This window comes from Acinetobacter sp. ANC 4862 (assembly GCF_004336635.1).
Classification (GTDB): Bacteria; Pseudomonadota; Gammaproteobacteria; order Pseudomonadales; family Moraxellaceae; genus Acinetobacter.
Map to the genome: position 1 here is coordinate 15347 of NZ_SJXH01000018.1, position 21120 is coordinate 36466.

The window sequence follows — 21120 nt, forward strand, 5'->3', positions numbered from 1 at the left end:
AAAAAAGGACTCAATTGAGTCCTTTTTTATTGTCTAGCTTTATTCAGATGGAAAGCCATTATTCTCATGAATCACACTGCTCTTATTTATTAACATCATCATGATCTGGTAAATATGCAATAGACCTCTTGCGAAAGTAAAAACCACCTCAATCTAAGTTTCATGAGATATCAGAACTTAAACCGTTTTTCAGATTCTGAATTTAAACGCTTGGTTGGCGTACCTCGACCAGTTTTTACCGAAATGGTAGAGGTTTTAGAAAAAGCAGAATCACTCAAAAAGAAATCAGGTCGTCCTCATACTTTAGCTATAGAGGATCAGTTGTTATTAACGCTCAATTACTTACGGAACTACAGTACTCAACTGGAATTGGCGGCAAATTACCATATCGCTGAAAGTAATGTGAATCGAACCATTAAAAAGGTTGAAGATGCATTGATGAAATCAAGATGTTTTACTCTGCCAAAACGAAGCATTACCACAGCAGACGAACACTTTAACTGGGTCATTATCGATGCGACAGAATGTTCAATAGAACGCCCGAAAAAAAAATCAGAGTAAGTTCTACAGTGGTAAAAAGAAGAAACATACGCTAAAAGCACAAGTGATCTATCATCCAAAGAGCAAACAAATCATAGGGCTAGATATATCGAATGGCAGTCAGCATGACATTAAACTGGCAAGAAAAACGGTTAAGAAATTCAAACATTGTGAATATGTTATGACCGATTTAGGGTACTACGGATTAGAGCAAGATGGCTTTAAATTATTGATGCCAATAAAGAAAAAGAAGAATATACCCTTATTTGATGTTGAGAAAAAGTACAATAAAATGATTGGAAAAATACGAGTTGTGATCGAACACATCAATAGTCAATTGAAAACATTTAGAATATTAAGTGAACGCTATCGAAATAGACGGAAAAGATTCGGTTTACGCATTAACTTAATCGCTGCACTGGTAAACCGGATAAATTTTCAATAATGACTTTCGCAAGAGATCTATTGTTTCAGTAGAAATCGTTACCAATGAAACGGACAATTTTTCACTAATTGTTAAAAGCTTACCAAATAATCAGGGAAATAAAGGAATTATAAATATTGATTTTGATGACCATAAGACTGCCCAAAAAATGGTTGATAAAATCAAAAAAGCACTTAACTAAATCTTAGTTATAAGCATATTTGTAAATCGGTAATTATCCACTTGGCTCAGCCGTGACTCTAATTCACTTCCTAACGTTCATATAACGTTATTTAAAGCAAAAATATAGGCAATAAAAAACCCCGGCATCCTGCCAGGGTTTTTCATATTGGGTTCGCTTGGTATAACTCCTGTCGTACCTGCCAATCCTTGTGCGATCTTTCTTATTCTTGTTATTTGGAACATCCTGTTCTCTATGGCTTCATCATAGGAAATTTCTTATATCTCAACCAGCAGCAAAGAGCCAAGATTCGTGTGAGCCAAAGCGTACAACGATGCCTAAAATTCACCCCATTTTTTATAGCATAAGTTTTTTGAAATTTAATCCTATTTTTTTGATGTTAGAACCCATTTAAAGTATCTATATTCTCACCAATAAAGCTATCAATCTGGCACATTTTCTAGGTTGGCAGGATTTTCAGCAAATCCCTTAAATAGACGTATGGATCGAGTCCATTCAGTTTAATAATGGACAGTATGGGAGATGTTTAGCTGACAGGAAAAGTGAGGGTTGACGTAGCTTAGCATCACTTAAATAATTCAATTTGAGTTAAAATATCTCTCTTTCAAACGATCTAGAAAACACCACCTGAATTCATCTCTTTCTAAAAAAACTTAGGGTCTGTTGACATTTACTGTATAAAAAATAGCGAGATAGTAAAATCAAATCGCCAAACCCAATTTTACTCTCGCTATGCCTCGTACAATGCTGAATGATCAACACTGGTCTAAGTTACTTTCCATTTTCCGTCAGTTTAATATTTATCTCAAATCAAATTTAAGAAATTTCATTGAAGCTATTTTATTTCGTATTAGAACAGGTTGCCCTTGGAGAGATTTGCCTCTGCAATTTGGTAAACCAAACTCCATTTTTAAGAAATACAATCGATGGTCTAAAAACAGTAAATTTATCAATATATTCAAATTATTTAGTAAGCATGCTGATAAAGAGTGGATTTTTATTGATGGTAGTCATGTTAGAGCTCATCAACACTCTGCTGGAATTAAGAATCAAGATATATCTAAAAGTATTGGCGGTAATAGTTCCAAAATCCATCTAGCTATCGATTCTGATGGTAATCCTATTGAGTTTATTATTTCTGATGGGACGTCTCACGATATTAAAATTGCACCAGGTCTTTTATCTAAACTGGATTTAACTGAATCAGAAATATTATGCGCTGATAAAGGGTATGACTCAGAAAATTTCAGGAATCAAATTGAAGCAACAAAAACAAAGCCAAATATTCCAAGAAAATCGAACACTAAGTCCAGTAATGATCATATGGACTGGTATATTTATAAAATCAGACACTTAGTTGAAAATTCATTTTGTAGGCTGAAGCAATTTAGAGGAATTGCTACCCGATATGACAAGTTAAAGCGTAATTACCAAAGTGCTGTCGCTCTCGCTTGTATTTTTATATGGTTGCCCTTATAGGACAATTTATGCACTACAAATGTCAACACACCCTAATTAAAACAAACTCTATTTCGGCCATTATTTTTAGCATTGTATAAACGTTTATCTGCTATTTCTAGAGCACTCATTAATTGGGTGTCGGTATCTATTCTGGCTGCCCCAAAACTTGCAGTAATTCTAATATTATTAATAAAAAGTTGATCTTCAATCTTTTTGCGTAAGCGTTCAACTAAAGCGAATGAAGATTTTTCATCTGGACTACGCAGTAATATAATAAATTCTTCCCCGCCAAACCGGCCAACAATATCACCTTGCCGAATGTTAGATCTGCATATATCCGCAATTTTGCATAAGATTTCATCCCCTATCACATGCCCCCATGCATCATTTATGTGCTTAAAATTATCAATATCAGACATCACAAGATAAACTTCACCGTGCTGCAATTCATTAAATAAATCTTTTGTTTTTTCTAAAAAACCATTCCGGTTATACAGCTTCGTTAAAGGATCTCTCAATCTTTCTTCGTTGATAATATTAAATCTTTCTTTTACAGCGACAGCTGAAACTATAATTGCAAACCACAGGCTGAGTAGGAGATTTACAGCAACCATCATCATCCACCATTGGGTTGTTACTAAGTTTACATCTTGCACATTTTGAAGGTATACGATGACAATTAATGTTCTAATAACGCCATAACTAAATAAGAGGACATAACTAAAACATAAAAGCTTTTCTAAGGCGTAGGTTTTTTTAAATAAATCATATACTTTTGGAAGTGCTAAAACTTCTAAGCATAAAATCACAATATTAATTATTATTATTCTTAGCCATAACTTCTCATCAAAATGGGTAAAATATAAAAGCAAAGCCATACCCACTACAATCAAAGTGGTTGCTACAAATATATTTGATTTTGAATTGGCTTTTAAGAGCATTCCATGCACCACTGCCCAAGCGCCACCTAAATAAAAAAGTGCAAACCATGGGGCAGTCAGTCTCAGCTGTGCATTTGTCATCAATGTCTGTGAACCTAATGCGACCGATGGCAAAATACAACCCAGACCCATCCACAATAAATATTTCGGCGCTTTAAACCATAGATGAGCAGCAATAAAAACAGCACCTATAAGAATTAAGCAAATTGGGTAAACTAACAAAAAATACTGGGTATCTGGCAGATTCACGTACTGAATGACACCTAGGGCTGGGTGATTTTTATTCTAAATTGTTTAGCTAAAATTAATCAATAATTATTTATTTTTTAATAATAAAAATCTTTCATAACTCATTTTTTACTCGGTTTCAGGTTGTGAATTCCAGCAATTCAATTGAATCTTAAACCGGGTGTTTTAGCTCTATTTCGATAAAAAACCAGTTGCCGGAGCAACTGGTTTTTAAACTTAAATTTCAATAACTCCATTTACTTGTTTTTTTCAATTAACTCAGCTATTGCTGGAGCTTCTAATACTTTACCGCTTGAGACAATTTTATTATCGATAATTAAACCTGGTGTACTCATCAAACCTGTTTCAGCAATCTTGATCATGTCGGTGACATACTCAATTTCAGCTTGTACACCACTGCTTTTCACCGCTTCTTCTGTCGCCGCCAATAAAGCCTTACATTTACGACAACCTGTACCCATAACTTTAATATGCATTTCTAATCTCCTGAGACTGTTTTAGATAAAGAACTGACCAAATAAATTTAGACTGTATCCAATAATTAAAATACCAACAAACACAATCACGACAAAAAGGCTGAGTAATTGTGTTTTAACGACTTGCTTTAACAAAATTAAGGAGGGCAGAGAAAGTGCTGTCACCCCCATCATAAATGCCAAAACTGTACCTAAACCCACACCTTTAGCCACCAACGCTTCTGCGATGGGTAAAGTACCAAATATATCCGCATACATTGGTATACCGACCACAGTCGCAACAAGCACTGAATACCAGTTGTCTTGTCCTAATAAAACAGTAATCCACTGCTCTGGAATCCAGTTATGAATCGCCGCACCAATACCGACACCGATTAAGACATAGATCCAGACTTTCTGGAAGATTTCAACCACCTGTTCCCAAGCAAATTCGCGGCGCTCTTTAGCAGACATTTTAAAATCTTCATCACCTTGCACCGCAGAATTTTGAGTGACAAATTCAGCAACATACCTTTCCATTTTGAAAAAGCTGATGATTGAACCCCCAATGACCGCCAGAATCAGACCGAGTGCCACATAGATCATGGCAATTTTCCAATTGAAGATACTGGCTAATAAGATGATGGAAGCTAAATCAACCAAGGGAGAGGAAATCAGAAAAGAGAATGTCACGCCTACAGGCAAACCAGCCCGAGTAAAACCAATAAAGATAGGAATAGATGAACAGGAACAAAATGGGGTAATGGTTCCAAGTAAGGCACCCATGATATTGGCTTTAAGCCCTTTCATGCGTCCCAGAATTTGTCGAGTTCGTTCTGGGGGGAAATAGCTCTGAATATATGACAGTGAATAGATCAGCACACTTAAAAGTATAAAAATTTTAATCACATCATAGATAAAGAAATGCACGCTGCCACCGACTTGTGTGGCAATCGATAAACCCAAAATACTTTCAACGAACCAGGCAACCCCCTCTGATAGCCAAGTCATTTTTAACAGCATGTCATTTAACCATGCAAAGACCGCAATAATGCTATCCATTTAAATCCCCTTGATCTTGACCTAATAAAAGCGTTTTAGTGAATGAATACAGCTGTTCGGTACAAGTGGTATTCATTGAATAACGCATCCAGCGTCCATCTTTTCGCCCCTTGACTAACCCCAGTTCAGTCAAACACTTCATGTGATGCGATAGTGTAGATTGCGTGATAGAGAGCATTTCCAATAATTCACATGCACAGCACTCGCCTGAATGTAATCTTTGTAAAATTTTTATCCGCGTTTCATCGGTTAAAGCTTTATATAGATGACAGGCCTCAAGATTGTTCAATCTACAGGATCCTTAAATGACTCTAATGTAATTAGTATGTAAACTACATTGATCACTGTCAATGTAATATGGCAAATAAAAAAAGCCCATTTTTCAGGGCTTTGTTAATAAGTACAGGACAAGTATTCATTGTCGTGATGAAGTCATAGAATAACTTCAACTCCTAGGTGATTTCGAAGATGATACCGTGATAGGTGAGAATTTAAGGGTGCATTATTAACGCTGGTTGAGCGCAAGAGCCTCTATATTCAATCATTCCCTTGGGTAAAACAAGAACCTTCTAAAATGAGATCCAGTGTTTTGGAGCACCTGTAAAGCAGTCAGGTCTATATAGCCAAATACTAAAAAATATAGAGCAATAGAAACATGGGATATTAGATCTCTTGCGAAAGTTAATTTAAGAGCATCCAATTCACCATTCCAGCAATTAAATTCATTCTTAGACCAAATCGTTTCCGTCTATTTCTATAGCGTTCTGTTAATATCCGAAAATGTTTAAGTTTGCCGTTGATATGTTCAATTGTGATCCTACGCCGACTGATTTCTTGGTTGATCTGTTTTGCTATTTTGGGTAATGATAAATTCTTAGGTTTCTTGATTGGAATGAGTAACTTACTCTTAATCTGATGAAATCCTTTATAGGCTAAATCTGCCATGATACAAGGATAAATGATCATCTCCTTCAAATACTTACGCGCAATCGTCAGATCATGTTTTCTGCCACTTTCGACCTGTATACTTACAATTTGCTTTAGTCTTGGGTTAAAAATGACCTGTGTTTTTAGCGTATGTTTCTTCTTTTTACCACTATAGAATTTTCTTTGTTTTTTTGGGAGGCTCAATCTGTGACTCAGTGACATCAACGATCACATAATCCCCCTCACTAAACTTTTGATTCCTTTTAGGCAATGCGAAAATCCGTGATTGAATCAGAGTATTTTCAACTTTCTGAATAGTACGATTCACATTGCTTTCAGCTAGGTTATAGTCAGCGGATAACTCAATTTGAGCTCTATAACAGCGTAAGTAATTTAAAGTTAACAACAATTGATCCTCTAAACACAACGAATGAGGTCTTCCAGATTTTTTCTTGGCAAGTTCAGCTTGTTGTAACACCGATACCATTTTTAAGAATAATGGACGAGGAACTCCAACGAGTCGTTTAAATTCCCCATCATTAAATCGAGTTAAATTTTCATATTTCATGGGGCTAGTATAAACAATTTTTTACTTTCGCAAGAGATCTATTCAAAAGATTTTAAAGACGAAGATATTGATAAATTGTTTAAAGATTACTGTAATGATTTATTTGGTATTTAGCTATATTCTCCCCTCTTGTTAAGCACGGTTTTTGAAATTAGCCAATAATAAGGTCTACAAATTCAATAAATTTAACTATAATCAGCATGATAACAAAGAAGGATATACCTTGTGCGCCATTCTTATCATCTTGAAAAACATTACATCGAACGTGCGGGATGGTTGCGTGCAGCTGTGCTGGGGGCAAATGATGGGATTATTTCAGTCACAAGTCTCGTGGTGGGAATAGCAGCCAGTGGAGCATCCACTCATACTTTACTGGTGACTTGTGTTGCCGGATTAATATCTGGAGCCGCATCGATGGCTGCAGGTGAATATATTTCCGTTAAATCACAACAAGATATTGAAAAGAATGATCTGGAAATGGAAGAACGTGAACTACAACGCCATCCTGAACATGAATTAAATGAGCTAAAGAATATTTACATACAGCGTGGATTGCAACCCTCTTTAGCACAAGAAGTCGCGCAACAACTGACTGCACACAATGCTTTAGACGCACATGCTCGTGATGAAATTGGTATTTCAGATCATACTTCTGCACAGCCCTTTCGTGCTGCATTCTCTTCAGCCATCGCATTTACTGTAGGCTCATTATTTCCTTTAATTTCAATTATGCTTCTGCCTGAGCAATACTTAGAGAAAGGCGTAATGCTGATTGGGGTATTAAGCCTGGGGATTATGGGCGCCTTGGCCAGTTATGCTGGCGGTGCAAGTATTTGGAAAGGTTCGGTTCGGGTCATGCTTTGGGGTATTATCGCCATGTTATTCAGTGCTTGGATCGGATCATTATTTAATGTTGCGGTGGCGTAAGATCCCTTTTTATATGACCCGAACACGTCCAAACCCATGAGGGGTATAGATAATAAATTATAGAAATATTTGACATGCTTTATATCGATAAAGCATGTTGTTCTGGGTGAACAATATCGCTATTTTTTTATAGATCTAAATCACTTCATTTTTTAAATAACATACTTTTTAATACATTATCTTTGAAAATAAAATGGTGGATTAATGCAGCACAGGCATGCAAACCCACAATTACAATAAAAAAGTTACCTAAAAATTGATGTAATTCAGCAATAAATTTAAGATCTTTCACACTGCTTAAAAGTGGCAAGTTTAAAGAGAATACTTGGAAGTTATCAGTCAGACTCGATAATGCAAGCCACCCCGCGATTGGAACGACACATAAACTTAAGTAAAGCGTAAATCTGACAATTTTGAATAATTTGATTTGATACGAATTAATTATCTCATTTTGAGGAATACTTCTTTTATAAATAAAAACAAAACTTAATCTCACGAAAAATAGAATAAATATTGAAATTCCACCCATGACATGAATCTGGCCCTGCAAGCCTGTTCTTGTGGGATCTCCACTCGTCAAATATACAATTCCAACTAAAACAAAGGTAATCCAGTGCATTATTATTATAGGTTTTGGATAGTTATTATTCATGATTTTTCCTGAATATCAGATACTGATATTATATAAAATACAATCTAACTGAATTAGATAATCTAAATCTCGGATAAGAAATTGACTTGAAAAAGATGACTTGAATAGCCACCACTCTCCTAGACAAATTTCATCTATTGTTTTTTAAATACCTATAAACAGCTTGCCTGCTGATATCAAATGCTTTTGCCAAATCAACCTTGGATGAATACTTCCCTTCTTTCCAAGCTTGTTGTAAAGCTTTGGCCTGATCAGGCTTCAATTTATGTACCCGGCCTTTGTACTTCCCTTGAGCAGAGGCGAGTTTAATTCCTTCCTTTTGCCGTTCTAAAATGATCTCACGTTCGAACTGTGCAAAAGCACCCATCAGTTGCAGCATCAAATTATCCATCGGGGTGGATTCGGCCGTAAAAGTAATATTTTCTTTTACAAACTGGATGGCGATCCCTCTTTTAACCAGTTTATCTACTTCAGTGACCAAATCTTTTAGACTGCGTGCAAAACGATCCATGGAATGTACAATCACGCTGTCCCCTTCCCGGACATAGTTCAACATTTCCTGAAATTTCGGTCGGTCGGTATTTTTACCCGAAGCACGGTCAACAAAAATCCGGTCGACTTCAATTCCCTCAAGTTGACGCCCAGTATTTTGCTCGACCGAACTCACTCGCACATAACCTACTTTTTGGCCTTTCACTCTTTCTTGCCCCAATTGGATAAAAATGAACAATTTCGTAAATTATAAATCTTTAATACCAAAGTTACATGTTACTTATGATTAAAAATCATTTAAATGGTACATAGTTTTACGAACTTTTAAAGTGTTACTTTAGGGTACAGTTTAAAGTTACATACTTGAGTACAGAGTGTGTTCTTATTCATAAAGTAGGCCCCCTCATTTGTTCAGATTAAGCAGTCAAGCTAATCAGAGTCGTGGAACATTGCTCAAATAGTAGGCGTGGAACATGGGAAATCATAAAAAAAGCCCATTCGAGGGTGAATGGGCTTTTTACAATTCCATATCATACTGATTTTAAAAGATAAAACAATGGTTGTTTACTGTGTCAAAAAAAATGTCACTTTGGGAAGCCAGTACCATTGCCTGTCTACTTTGACTAGGACTCAAAACCTGACATTTTTTTTAGCATGAAATCTGCGGTTCTCTTAGGGAATCGTGTCAAAAAAAATGTCACTTTGGGAAGCCAGTACCATTGCCTAGTCTACTTTGACTAGGACTCAAAACCTGACATTTTTTTTAGCATGAAATCTGCGGTTCTCTTAGGGAATCGTGTCAAAAAAAATGTCACTTTGGGAAGCCAGTACCATTGCCTAGTCTACTTTGACTAGGACTCAAAACCGGACATTTTTTTTAGCATGAAATCTGCGGCTCTCTTAGGGAATCGTGTCAAAAAAAATGTCACTTTGGGAAGCCAGTACCATTGCCTGTCTACTTTGACTAGGACTCAAAACCTTAGGGCTTTTAAATTAACGCTATTGGTTTGTTAATAAAGATATTTCAGCTGGAGTATAACCACGTTCATATAGAATGCTACCAACAGCGTCTCTAACATTCTGACAGTTAGATTTTTTACTCTTTTTAAGTAAGTCAAAATCACTATAACTACTTAAGTTATATTTTAATTCTAGGACTTTAGAATTTGGGAATGAATAAAAGGAATGTAATAACTTACGTATTCGGGGGCGCATATAGGGGGATAATTAGATAGTGAAATTTGATCTTATAGAATTTTAAAATAATAGAAAAGATAATACTTAACAGTTTTGAGAATTTTTTTTAATTAGATAATATTTAGGTTCTCTAAAATCAACATAATGGCGATTATACGAAACTAAAAATAAATAGTGTTAAATTTCAAAAAGTTATGCTATAAAAAATCGGGGACGCAAACCCGAAAAGCCGGCTTGGAAACAAGTCGGCTTTTTTATGATCTTTTTTGATAGTTTTTGCCAATAATTTCGACTAAAAATTACGCTTTTCAACTTGAGTGATACAATTTTGTGATACATTATTGTACATACAAATTTGAATGTTTTTTATGGAACAATATTTCGAATGGGATGAGGCAAAGAATCGAAAGAATCAGAAAAAACACGATGTCTCTTTCGAAACGGCAAGCCTTGTTTTTGACGATCCACTGAGGATCTCAATCCAGGACAGACATACCGATGGTGAAGAACGTTGGCAAACCATTGGAAAAGTAAAAGGCGTACTAATGCTCTTAGTAGCTCACACCATCTTTGATGAAGATGACTGTGAAATCATACGAATTATTAGTGCAAGACAAGTAACTAAGGCGGAGCGAGATAGATATGAGCATGGTTAGATACTCACGCAAAGAGCTGAATGAAAAATTCGGCGACAAGCAAGATGCTGAAATTGAACGCTTGCTTGCTAAGGGAACGATTCCTGACGATCAGCTAGATCTATCAGATATTCCTGAAATTACAGACTGGAGTAATGCTATTCGTCATGGGCAATTTTATCGTCCAGTGAAGCAACAAACCTCTGTTCGTCTTGATGCTGATGTACTTGCATGGTTAAAAGCACAAGGGAAAGGCTATCAAACACGCATGAATAAAATTCTGCGTGAAGCAATGTTAAAAGATTTAAAAAATCATCAATAAAAATGGGAGCTTAGGCTCCCATTTTTGTGTTTTTTTGACTTCGTATAACGTGTATTATATTAATTTTAGAAAATCTTAATCTTTAGCTAACATAATCATCAGTTGATATCACTTGAGCATATGCAAATTCAAAAGCGGCCATTAATGTTGCATGGACATGACCAGCAGGTACTTTAACGCCATTAAATTCCAAGTCTAGTGTTGCACAAGCATCATGAATCACTTTTACCTTATAACCAAAATCAGAAGCAGCACGAACAGCAGCATCAACACACATATGGCTCATAGCACCAATCACGACTAACTCAGTCACTTGATTGCTATCTAAAATTTCTTTGAGATTCGTATTTAAGAACACATTGATGTGATTTTTAATGATCACGGATTCATCTTCTTGCGGCTTAACTGTGTCCTGAAATTCAATACCATTTGAGCTAGGTTCAAATATAGGAGATTCAGCATCAGCAATATGTTGGACATGAATCACTTGAGTACCCAGTTGACGGGCCTTCGCAATTACTTTCACTGCATTAGCAGCAGCTTGTTCAATATTTACCAATGGTAATTTACCTGTAGGTAGATATTCATTTTGTAAGTCGATAACTAATAAAGCTGATTTTGACATAGCGGTTCCTTTACTTAACTAATATTGGTTTTGTTCTGCTTAGGATTTTAAAGAAGTGGAAGCATTCCACTTCTTTAATTTACTTTAGAAAGAAAGCGTTTCACCATCGATAGGAATTAAAACCTTATCTTGAATCCCTTTGTCTTCTACATATTCTGCAAGTTGAGCACGTGTTACCGACATGTGGTTAATGGCATCCATATGAACCGCGACAATTTTAGCATTAGGTGCTTTTTGGGTTGCACGATAAGTATCTTCTTTGCCCATAATAATAGATTCTTTAAAGCCATCAACCAAGGCGTTACCTGTATTCAAGACAATCACATCAGGTTTAAATGTTTGAATCGCTTGATCAACTTCAGAACGCCAGATGGTATCTCCTGCCACATAAACAGTTTCATGGCCAGCAGCTTCAAATACCACACCCATTGCTTCACCTAATCCAGCTTTAAGCTTAGGAATACGGTACATCGCATCAGTACCATGTTGACCACCAGTTTTAGTGAGCTTAATCCCTTCAAAGGTCGCTTGAGTTAATACACGAACATCTTTGAAGCCTTGTGACTGAATGACTTTCTGGTCTTCTTTATTCTGTACAAACAACGGCATGTTTTTCGGAATAGTCGCTTGTGCTGCATCATCCCAATGATCTAAATGGGTATGGGTCACGATTACCGCATCTACACCTTCTAAAATCGTTTCGGGCTTGATAGGCAAATCGACTAATGGGTTCCGTAAATAGCTACGATGAGTATCAGGGAAACCTTCATAGAACCCTTTTTTAGCAAACATTGGGTCAATTAAAAAAGTCGTATCAGCATAGGTTACTTTAATCGTTGCATTGCGAATTTCTTGTATATGCGTCACTTTAGAGGTATCTCGCTGAACCACTTTATCATTCGCATATAAATTGACTGAAGCCATTGCCAGAGAGAGTGCAATAACAGAGCTACTTAAAATTTTATTCATGTTCTAGATCCAATCATTGAGTCATACTTGAATCATGATAGGAAAAATCAAATAATAAAATTGTCCTTAAGGACAATCATCGAAACTATTGGGACAACATGCTATATTTGTTATTTTAGAGAGGTAGATCGAATGGCTATACCAGTGATTGGATTATTCGTTTATCCCAATATAAATCCATTTCACTTCTCTATCCCCCATATCATTTTCAATATCAAGATTGAAGATAAACGCTTATTCGATCTGAAAATTTTTTCTATAGATGGCCAACCCGTAAAAACAGAACAGTCTATGATGATTATCCCTGATGGTGGGATTGAACTCATTAAAGAGTCGGATCTTATTATTATTCCTGGATGGGATGATTTTAATCATAAGCCTGAACAAGTACTTATCGATGCCCTAAATTGTGCATATCAGACTGGAATTAGAATTGTAGGGTTATGCTATGGAACTTATGCATTGGCATATGCTGGTTTACTTGATCATAAAAAAGCAGCTACGCACTGGATGGCTGAACAAGATTTCAGTGAGCGATTTCCACAGGTTCAGCTTGATCATGATGCCCTGTATGTAGAAGACCAAAGGATCGTAACCTCTGCTGGAACAGGCGCAGCGTTAGACTGCTGCTTATATTTGGTACGTGAAATCTATAATGCACAAATTGCGAATAAAGTCTCTAGAGTAATGGTCATTCCACCTCACCGTGAAGGTGGGCAAGCTCAGTTTATTGAACAGCCAATAGCAGAATCGAGCCAAGATGCACAAATTAACCTATTACTTGATTTTTTAAGAAAGAATTTAGCTTTACAACATAATATTGAAAGCCTAGCTGAACGAACACATATGACACGTAGGACGTTCACACGGCATTTTAAGAAAGCGACAGGTATGACCTTAGTCGATTGGCTGAATACTGAAAGAATCAGATTAAGTTGTGAACTTTTAGAAACGACAAACTTGTCTATCGAAAAGATAACCGAGCTTTCAGGTTTTAATAATACCGTGTCATTTAGAAAAAATTTTCGTGAAAAATATGGCACCAGCCCTCAGGCATGGAGAAAAGCTTTTGGGATCATTAATGAGGATAATCTTCCACATTTAATATAATGGCTGTTATGCGAAATCGAAAAAATCCCAGGTTTAAAATCTGGTGTGTTAGAACCCATTTAAAGTGTCTACAAAATCGGCGGTTATTCAAGCTATAATACGATGACTAGAACAGCTAACCGAACCATGATGTTTGTTTTAGTAGAGAGGTAAAAGCTGTAACTTCTGCCTCTTAATTTTTATGTTTCGATATTTGAATCTCTTGATTAAGTAATAAGAAAAACAAAAATCCCTGTAAAGGGGCTGTTATCTGATTTAGGCTTGCACTTGTGCATAGTTTTTTCTTGTCCTTCCGCTTCCTCAAACACTCCTGTTTTGTTCAAAACCATGTGTTTAATTGGCTGATCGGTTAGCTCGGAAATATCCAGAAGATCACCAACCATTTGTTGTCCTAGCTGTTCACGATGAGCAGCTTCAGGGATTTCCTGCATGTTTTGAGATTCTTCAGAACTAAGAACTAAAGGCAATCTATCCATATCTAAGACCTCATTGAAGAGCCACTGATTTTGTAGACACAACGAAATCTGAACAGTTTAGCTTCTAAATCTGCTATGTATTTATGGTCAGAAGTGGCAACTCGGCTTTTTAACCAAGGAAAGTTAGACAAAGCACAATATGAAGTCGCAACAGTAAATTTTTAAATGGTTTATAGGGTAGACATTTTAATTAGTGAATAACAAACAACCAAAACTTGCAAGACCAACATAAAAATTGGAGCTTTAAGCTCCAATTTTTATGAGAATATTTCACTGATTGCCATAAATTATGGCAAAATCTGATCTTTCTACAAATCACATAAGTTATATTTCAAGTTCTGGATAAGTCCAGATCGATTACAACAAATCTATAAATCGCATAAGCGATATTTCACCTTGCTCGTGTAATCCCGGTGGAAATGCTGAATCTATAAATCGCATAAGCGATATTTCACTACAATATTAAGAATATATATTGTAATTAATCAATAAATTATAGTTTTTTATACAAAAAAATCAAGACTTTATTAATGAAAATAAAACAATATAGATTCAATAACTTGAAGTATGTATCAAACAATTAGAGATTTTATAAAATGTAGCAAAAAGCAGAAACTTCATGTTTCTCCAAGGAAAAATATCACATATGAGCGATTAAAATCCATGAACCACTGACCACACATAATTTTCATGGGTTTATGATGTCCAAAAACATGGGACTTTTTTACAGTTAACTGGTTCCAACTCATCAAAGATTTCAGCTGAATAGAGACAGAATTCTTCTAAGGAAATGAAGTTTCTAAAAGACTGGTTTATTTCCAGTTATTCCCAAGCTTAAATAACCCGAATCGCGGATAAGAAATTAACTTGAAAAACAGGAGGACTAGAGCCATCAGTTGAGTTACCATACTAAACTCACAACTCTAGTCCTGATGTTCGATAGTACCGAATTATTCTGTGTAATTGATGATTTCTTTCTTAAATTTGAAGCAACCTACTGGAAATTCCTCAAACAAAGTAATCACTGTTTAAGAATCCGAACTGGTCAACTAAGCATCTCAGAAATCACCTTTATCGCCATTTGGTATAAATGTTCTCACTTCAGCAATTTCAAAGCATTCTTCTCATGGTTGAAGCAGGACAAATGTAATTTATTTAAAAGCTTACCCTGTTACCAACGTATGATTCATCTGATCAAAAGGCATGAATTAGCCCTTCATGTCGCTCTGATGAAAGGTCAAGAAACACAATATTTATGGATTGATTCAACAATGCTACCTGTTTGTAAGAATCAACGTATTCAACGTCATAAATCATCAGTCCAAATTGCATCACGTGGTAGAAGCTCAATGGGCTGGTTTTATGGCTGTAAATTACATATTGCGATGAATCAATTTGGTGAAATTGCCTGTTCTGCTTTATCGAATGGACATGTTGCTGACATAAAAATGGTTGAGCAATTAGTTGATGGCCTAAACGGAAAACTTTACGGGGATCGGGGCTACATCAGCCAAGAATTAAAGAGCAGGCTGCAAGTTCAAGGTATTGATTTAATTAATTATCATCGGAAGAATATGCAGGCTATTCAACTCTGTACATCAGATGAATATCACCTAAGGTAACGCAATAAAATAGAAACATTATTCAGCTTATTGAAAGGGCAATACAATTTAGTGACGAGTAAAGCACGTAGTACTCATGGATTTCTCAGCGGAATTTATGCTTCGCTATGTGCATATCAACTCACCCATTCAAATAAGCCAAAAATTCAGATTATAAGATCATTAGCTTAAATAGGATTCGGGTTAAGTAGTTTAGCAATTTCTAACTGCTTAAATATAAGATTTTTAAAAGTGAAGATCATCTCTGCTCTTAAGGGCTTCTGAATGGGATTTTGTATCATAAATATAGATCATGATCTAAGCAGCAATGTGTTAATATTTTTGAATAGCTCGTTATTCACATATCCATCTCTTATGCGTAAAAATAGCCATCTTGAAGTATGTCCAATCGCTAGAACGGTATCAATTCTTGGTGATGCTTGGAGCATATTGATTTTAAGAGATGCACATCTAGGATTAACACGATTCGATCAATTCCGTACCAGTTTAGGCATTGCACCAACGATATTAACCAAACGCTTATCAGTTTTAGTTCAGGAAGGCTTACTTGCTAAAAGACAGTATTCTGAACACCCTCCACGTGATGAATATGTCTTGACTCAATCAGGTCAAGATTTTCTTCCGATTCTCTTTGTTCTTAGTGCCTGGGGAAGCAAGCATAAGCCTTACGAATATACTGAACAACTGACTCAATTCCATGATCTTGAAAATGGCACTGAAATCAAGCCTATTGTCATTGATCAAGTGACTGGTGCAGAGATTGGCACACGACCTATTTGTCCAAAAAAATGAAGAAAAACAACAGTCGTTACCCCTTGTGTTAAGCGAATTGAACTCTCTGCCTATTGCTAATTCATGGGTCATCCATTGATCCCAATAACTCCTCCAACAACACTACCTAACTAAGAAAAATAATGTTCTTTTGTGTTATCTGAATTTTCCATTAGTACGATAAGCAGAACTAGCCCCATCAATCTCAATACATTGAGTTTCAGTGCCCAGTTGCATCATTTTGATAGCGAATGATACACGTTGGTCATCCATATTTTTTTGATAGTGACTATACATAAAATAAAATTCATGTCACTATCTTTTTAGTAGTCACAAATTTTTCTTACGTTCTGCTCAATAACATTCAGGTGAAAGAAATGGATCTGTCACCTAAAACAATAATATTGGACATTTACTATGACAGCTAAAGTTGTTCTTATTACAGGCGCTTCTTCAGGTATAGGTTTGGCAACTGCCGAACGATTACAGGCATCTGGGTTCATTGTTTATGGTACGAGCCGAAAAACATATACAGCTTCTCCTTATAAATTTCATCTGATTAAGCTCGATGTTAACGATGATGATTCCGTCGCTGATGCTGTTAAAACCGTGATTGATCTCGAAGGTCGGATTGACGTATTAATTAATAATGCAGGCTTTGCCATTGCACCGGCAGGCGCTGAAGAAAGCTCCATCCAACAAGCGCAAGCAATTTTTAATACTAATTTTTTTGGTGCAGTCAGAATGACCCGCGCAGTGATTCCATTCATGCGTCAGCAACAATCTGGGCTGATCCTGAATATCAGTTCAATTTTAGGGGTGTTACCAATGCCCTTCGGCGCACTTTATACGGCATCTAAACACGCGCTTGAAGGTTATTCAACGTCTTTAGACTATGAACTTAAGCCCCAAGGCATTCGTGTGTCTTTGATTGCACCTGCTTATACCCGTACCGCTCTGGGACTTAACTTAGTTGAAGCAGACAATCAAATATCAATCTATGACTCGATTCGCAAAAAACTGTATCAGCAAATGATTAAGTCCATACATGCGTCTGATGATCCAAGTGTAGTCACTGAAGCTATTCTCAGCGTCATTCAAAGTCAACAGATTCGCCCACGTTATGACATTGGTAACACTGCAAAACGACTCAACCAAATACGTCGATTCTTACCTGCAAGTCTATTGAGTCGTCTGATTCAACACAGCTTAAAGATTTAATCAAAGGCCCTAATTATTTCATTTCAACAATAATAGAATGATAGAGAGATTCAGTATGAAAGCCGCATATATTCAGTCTTATGGAAAAATTGATGATGTCAACATGGGCAATCAAGCTCAACCGACGATTTCGGACTATGAAGTACTGGTAAAAGTACACGCTGCAAGCATTAATCCACTTGACTTACGTGTACTTAAAGGTGAGTTCAAAGCCATTTTACCTGTTCAGTTTCCATTGATCTTGGGCAATGATTTTGCAGGCGTTGTTGTTAAAGTTGGCGTGAAGGTCACACGATTTAAAGTCGGTGATGAAGTCTATGCGAAGACAGATGTACATGGTGCATTTGCCGATTACACGGTCGTACATCAGTCTTCTCTAGCATTAAAACCAGAAAACCTGTCAATGGATCAAGCTGCATCTTTACCTCTTGTATCTTTAACCGCATGGCAAGCCTTGGTCGAGATGGCAAAAGTTAAAGCAGGAGATAAAGTGCTGATTCATGCCGGTTCAGGTGGCGTCGGATCGATCGCTATTCAACTTGCAAAGCATTTAGGCGCAATTGTGGCGACGACCACCAGTACTCAAAATATCAATTGGGTAAAAGCTTTAGGCGCAGATATTGTCATCGACTACACAACCACAAATTTTGCAAGAAAACTTAAAGAGTATGATGTGGTTTTCGATACGCAAGGCGGTAAAACTTTAAATCAATCGTTGCCTGTTCTGAAAAGAGGTGGACGTCTTATCAGTATTTCAGGTCCACCTGATCATGCTTTTGCCGAACAGCTCGAGGTGAATCCATTACTCAAACATATCGTTCCGCTGATCAGTTGGCCCATACGCCATAAAGCCAAAAAACATGGTATTCAATATTCATTTCTGTTTATGCAGCCCAATGGACAACAGCTTTCTGAAATCACGCAGCTTTTCGAAAGCAGAGCGATTAAGCCTGTGATCGATAAAAGCTATGAATTCTCAAGCATTAAAGATGCTCTCAAATATGTGAACAAGGGGCGAACTAAGGGCAAAGTGATTGTAACAATGTCACTATAGAACAAATGCTTTAAGCATACGGTGTTAGGTATCATCAATTGATAGGCAATACCTTTATATAAGATACCTAACACCCTTTATAACCTGAACAATTTACGCCTATATCACTAAAATTTTGTCTTCTTGATCAGCACATCAGATATTCAGCTTCGATCCGTTCGTATGCTTGGATTAAGCAAAAATTGCCACGGTCTGTGTACCTGACAACACTAATTCACTGTGTTGATTCCACACTTGCATCGTCTGATATGAATATCCACCGCTCGCATCCAAGCTAAATGATCGAACCAAGTACCACTCGCTATGCTGAGCAGGTTGGCTAAAATCTACAGTCCAATTCATGGAGCTAATCGGTGCCAAGTCTTTAAAACATACGGTGGATGCCGGTGGCAAACAATCTCCAATCAGTAGTAGTGCAACTTCAGGTGAAATTTCATTGAGTCCTTCTAAATGCACCCACGCTAACAGCTCAGGCCTTTCAGCGCCTGAAAAGAACATGGACTGACTCACTAAACGTATATCAAAATTTTTAAAAAAGTTTGGCACCGGTAAGTGTTTGGGAATAGCCGCATAGTGCTCAGGTGATTTCACCTCAGGACATGCAATATAGTGATGCTGAATATGACTTTCTCTTGGATGTGCAAAGGTAAAACCTGCCCTTAATACAATCGCCTGATCCACACACGCATCCACTGCCACTTGGGTCGCAGACTTGCCTTGTCTTAAGGTTGAAACATCAAAAGACACCTGCTCGGTGACGGGTCCAATAAAGGCAATCTGTGCTGCTTTTAACGGTGGACGTTCCTCAGATAGATGATTCAGTGCGATCTGAAGTGCCATTGCAGATGAAAATCCACCATAAGCGGTTCGCCCTTGTCGCCAATGTTCAGGGGGCGTAAATGGCTGTTCTGTGCTTAATGACGCAAACATGTCGGCTAAGGTTGGCTTATCCATAGGCTCGTTTCTCTTAATTATTGTGTCAGTTGTTTTAAATCAACGGTTTCATCGGCAAAATCATCAGGATCAATTTGAATATTTTCATGAATGATTTTTTTACTGATCATAAATTCCAAAGGACGATTTACACAATCTGCAGCAATCAGTTTTTTCTCTTTAAAATAAAACACGGCAAAGCTATCGTTGTTGTGACGATCCCCTCGAATCACCAACTGATCATAACCCTGATTTAAACCTGCAATTTGCAATTTGATATCATATTGATCTGACCAAAACCAAGGTAAAGCATCATAAGTTTTAGATTTTCCACAGAGGGTTGCAGCCGCAACTTTGGCCTGCTCGTTGGCATTGGGTACAGATTCTAAACGAATGTAACGCTGATAATGTGGACTAAAATGGGTGGTACAATCCCCTGCCGCCACAATATCTGGATCATTGGTTCGGCCATAACCATCAATCACAATCCCATGATCAACGTCAATGCCTGCTGTCTCTGCAAGCTCCGTATTCGGTTGCACGCCAATGCCGACAATGACTAAATCTGCTGCAATGGTTTGACCATTGGCACAGATCACCGCTTCCACCTGTGTACTGCCAACAATACGCTTGATACTCATATTGTGATATATGCTCACGCCCTGTGCTTGATGAATTCGCGTATAAAACTCAGATAATTCAGGCGCTGTCACACGCTGTAATATCCTTGGGGCATTTTCTAATAGTGAAACTTGAATGCCTTGTTTTCTGAGCGATGCTGCGGTTTCCAAACCAATATAACCGCCGCCAATCATCACTGCATGCTTGGCATGTGGGATCTGCTGTTGTATGGCGGTAATATCTGCGGCATTTCGAACGTAATAAACGCCTTTGAGCTGACTGCCTTCGATATGCAATTTTCTGACCCGTGCGCCCATACACAAAGCAAGCTTTGTATAGGCGATGTGTTCACCACCGGCAAGTGTGAGCATTTTTTTCTCACGATCAATGCCAACCACATGCCCGTGTATAAACTGAATCTGCTGTTTTTCATAAAATGAGGCCGGACGGATCAGCAAATCCTGAATGGTTTTATCACCCGATAAAAAAGTTTTTGATAAAGGTGGACGATGATAGGGCAAATGCGGTTCATTGCCGATCATGATAATCTCACCTTGCCACCCTTCTTGGCGCAAGCTGGCGCTGAGCTGCGCCGCGGCATGACTTGCGCCAATGATCACTGCTCTCATGTTTTGCATCACATCCCCTCTTTTTCAATGCACAA

Annotated in this window: 20 protein-coding genes and 2 pseudogenes; 10 read left to right on the forward strand and 12 right to left on the reverse strand. The window is 37.2% G+C overall.

Features of this window, described 5'->3' with window-relative positions:
- The first annotated feature begins 162 nt into the window (after window positions 1-162).
- Window positions 163-985 (forward strand): IS5 family transposase gene (locus E0409_RS09235; RefSeq protein WP_131289969.1). Its coding sequence is split into 2 segments (ribosomal slippage): window positions 163-543 and window positions 545-985, totalling 822 coding nucleotides; the frame shifts between segments, so codons are not numbered across the junction.
- Window positions 986-1898: 913 nt separating this feature from the next.
- Window positions 1899-2645: an IS5 family transposase gene (locus tag E0409_RS09240; protein WP_131289972.1), complete on the forward strand. Its 747-nt coding sequence runs from the start codon at window positions 1899-1901 to the stop codon at window positions 2643-2645.
- Between the two features lie 32 nt (window positions 2646-2677).
- Here the strand turns inward: E0409_RS09240 and E0409_RS09245 are convergent, their stop codons facing one another.
- The 5 genes from E0409_RS09245 to E0409_RS09265 all read right to left on the reverse strand — a co-directional run bounded on the left by E0409_RS09245 (window position 2678) and on the right by E0409_RS09265 (window position 6829).
- Window positions 2678-3817 (reverse strand): GGDEF domain-containing protein, encoded by a 1140-nt coding sequence (locus E0409_RS09245; protein WP_252151799.1) that lies wholly within the window; start codon window positions 3815-3817, stop codon window positions 2678-2680.
- A 236-nt stretch (window positions 3818-4053) separates the two neighbouring features.
- On the reverse strand, window positions 4054-4293 hold the full coding sequence (locus tag E0409_RS09250; protein WP_131289979.1) for a thioredoxin family protein: 240 nt from the start codon (window positions 4291-4293) through the stop codon (window positions 4054-4056).
- Window positions 4294-4314: 21 nt separating this feature from the next.
- A complete protein-coding gene (locus E0409_RS09255) occupies window positions 4315-5334 on the reverse strand; it encodes a permease (protein ID WP_131289982.1) in 1020 nt (339 codons plus the stop codon).
- Window positions 5327-5623 (reverse strand): ArsR/SmtB family transcription factor, encoded by a 297-nt coding sequence (locus tag E0409_RS09260; RefSeq protein WP_131289984.1) that lies wholly within the window; start codon window positions 5621-5623, stop codon window positions 5327-5329. The genes E0409_RS09255 and E0409_RS09260 overlap by 8 nt, the downstream gene beginning before the upstream one ends.
- 392 nt (window positions 5624-6015) lie before the next feature.
- Window positions 6016-6829 (reverse strand): IS5 family transposase gene (locus tag E0409_RS09265; RefSeq protein ID WP_131289987.1). Its coding sequence is split into 2 segments (ribosomal slippage): window positions 6016-6441 and window positions 6443-6829, totalling 813 coding nucleotides; the frame shifts between segments, so codons are not numbered across the junction.
- Window positions 6830-7054: 225 nt separating this feature from the next.
- Here E0409_RS09265 and E0409_RS09270 point away from each other — a divergent pair.
- On the forward strand, window positions 7055-7756 hold the full coding sequence (locus tag E0409_RS09270) for a VIT1/CCC1 transporter family protein (RefSeq protein WP_131289990.1): 702 nt from the start codon (window positions 7055-7057) through the stop codon (window positions 7754-7756).
- Window positions 7757-7901: 145 nt separating this feature from the next.
- Here E0409_RS09270 and E0409_RS09275 read toward each other — a convergent pair whose 3' ends face one another.
- Both E0409_RS09275 and E0409_RS09280 read right to left on the reverse strand, forming a co-directional pair.
- A complete protein-coding gene (locus E0409_RS09275) occupies window positions 7902-8408 on the reverse strand; it encodes a cytochrome b (protein ID WP_131289993.1) in 507 nt (168 codons plus the stop codon).
- Window positions 8409-8538: 130 nt separating this feature from the next.
- Window positions 8539-9105 carry a recombinase family protein gene (locus tag E0409_RS09280; RefSeq protein ID WP_213073367.1) on the reverse strand — a complete coding sequence of 189 codons (567 nt, stop codon included), beginning with the start codon at window positions 9103-9105 and terminating at the stop codon, window positions 8539-8541.
- 1360 nt (window positions 9106-10465) lie between these two features.
- On the opposite strand from E0409_RS09280, the gene E0409_RS09285 reads away from it, so the two are divergent.
- Together E0409_RS09285 and E0409_RS09290 are read left to right on the forward strand one after the other, a co-directional pair.
- Entirely contained in the window at window positions 10466-10753 is a 288-nt protein-coding gene (locus E0409_RS09285) for a BrnT family toxin (protein ID WP_004884492.1), read from the forward strand.
- Window positions 10740-11054, forward strand: a complete 315-nt coding sequence (locus tag E0409_RS09290; protein ID WP_131289999.1) for a BrnA antitoxin family protein — start codon at window positions 10740-10742, stop codon at window positions 11052-11054. The genes E0409_RS09285 and E0409_RS09290 overlap by 14 nt, the downstream gene beginning before the upstream one ends.
- Before the next feature lie 82 nt (window positions 11055-11136).
- Here E0409_RS09290 and E0409_RS09295 read toward each other — a convergent pair whose 3' ends face one another.
- Both E0409_RS09295 and E0409_RS09300 read right to left on the reverse strand, forming a co-directional pair.
- The gene (locus E0409_RS09295) at window positions 11137-11679 is read right to left on the reverse strand and encodes a cysteine hydrolase family protein (protein WP_131290001.1); all 543 of its coding nucleotides are present in this window, start codon (window positions 11677-11679) and stop codon (window positions 11137-11139) included.
- Between the two features lie 84 nt (window positions 11680-11763).
- Window positions 11764-12648 (reverse strand): MBL fold metallo-hydrolase, encoded by an 885-nt coding sequence (locus tag E0409_RS09300; protein ID WP_131290004.1) that lies wholly within the window; start codon window positions 12646-12648, stop codon window positions 11764-11766.
- Window positions 12649-12780: 132 nt separating this feature from the next.
- Here E0409_RS09300 and E0409_RS09305 point away from each other — a divergent pair, with 132 nt between their 5' ends.
- Window positions 12781-13758, forward strand: a complete 978-nt coding sequence (locus E0409_RS09305; protein ID WP_131290007.1) for a GlxA family transcriptional regulator — start codon at window positions 12781-12783, stop codon at window positions 13756-13758.
- Between the two features lie 278 nt (window positions 13759-14036).
- Here E0409_RS09305 and E0409_RS09310 read toward each other — a convergent pair.
- A pseudogene (locus E0409_RS09310) lies at window positions 14037-14219 on the reverse strand (type II toxin-antitoxin system Phd/YefM family antitoxin); the annotation flags it as partial.
- 947 nt (window positions 14220-15166) lie between these two features.
- Here E0409_RS09310 and E0409_RS09320 point away from each other — a divergent pair.
- The 4 genes and pseudogenes from E0409_RS09320 to E0409_RS09335 all read left to right on the forward strand — a co-directional run bounded on the left by E0409_RS09320 (window position 15167) and on the right by E0409_RS09335 (window position 18902).
- Window positions 15167-16027 (forward strand): annotated as a pseudogene (locus tag E0409_RS09320) (IS982 family transposase).
- 183 nt (window positions 16028-16210) lie between these two features.
- Window positions 16211-16648 (forward strand): winged helix-turn-helix transcriptional regulator, encoded by a 438-nt coding sequence (locus tag E0409_RS09325; RefSeq protein WP_131290010.1) that lies wholly within the window; start codon window positions 16211-16213, stop codon window positions 16646-16648.
- A 396-nt stretch (window positions 16649-17044) separates the two neighbouring features.
- Window positions 17045-17848 carry an oxidoreductase gene (locus E0409_RS09330; protein ID WP_131290013.1) on the forward strand — a complete coding sequence of 268 codons (804 nt, stop codon included), beginning with the start codon at window positions 17045-17047 and terminating at the stop codon, window positions 17846-17848.
- Window positions 17849-17903: 55 nt separating this feature from the next.
- Window positions 17904-18902 carry an NADP-dependent oxidoreductase gene (locus E0409_RS09335; protein ID WP_131290016.1) on the forward strand — a complete coding sequence of 333 codons (999 nt, stop codon included), beginning with the start codon at window positions 17904-17906 and terminating at the stop codon, window positions 18900-18902.
- A gap of 171 nt (window positions 18903-19073) precedes the next feature.
- Here the strand turns inward: E0409_RS09335 and E0409_RS09340 are convergent, their stop codons facing one another.
- Together E0409_RS09340 and E0409_RS09345 are read right to left on the reverse strand one after the other, a co-directional pair.
- Window positions 19074-19856 (reverse strand): acyl-CoA thioesterase, encoded by a 783-nt coding sequence (locus E0409_RS09340; RefSeq protein WP_131290019.1) that lies wholly within the window; start codon window positions 19854-19856, stop codon window positions 19074-19076.
- A 17-nt stretch (window positions 19857-19873) separates the two neighbouring features.
- Window positions 19874-21094: an NAD(P)/FAD-dependent oxidoreductase gene (locus E0409_RS09345; RefSeq protein ID WP_131290022.1), complete on the reverse strand. Its 1221-nt coding sequence runs from the start codon at window positions 21092-21094 to the stop codon at window positions 19874-19876.
- Window positions 21095-21120: the final 26 nt, after the last annotated feature.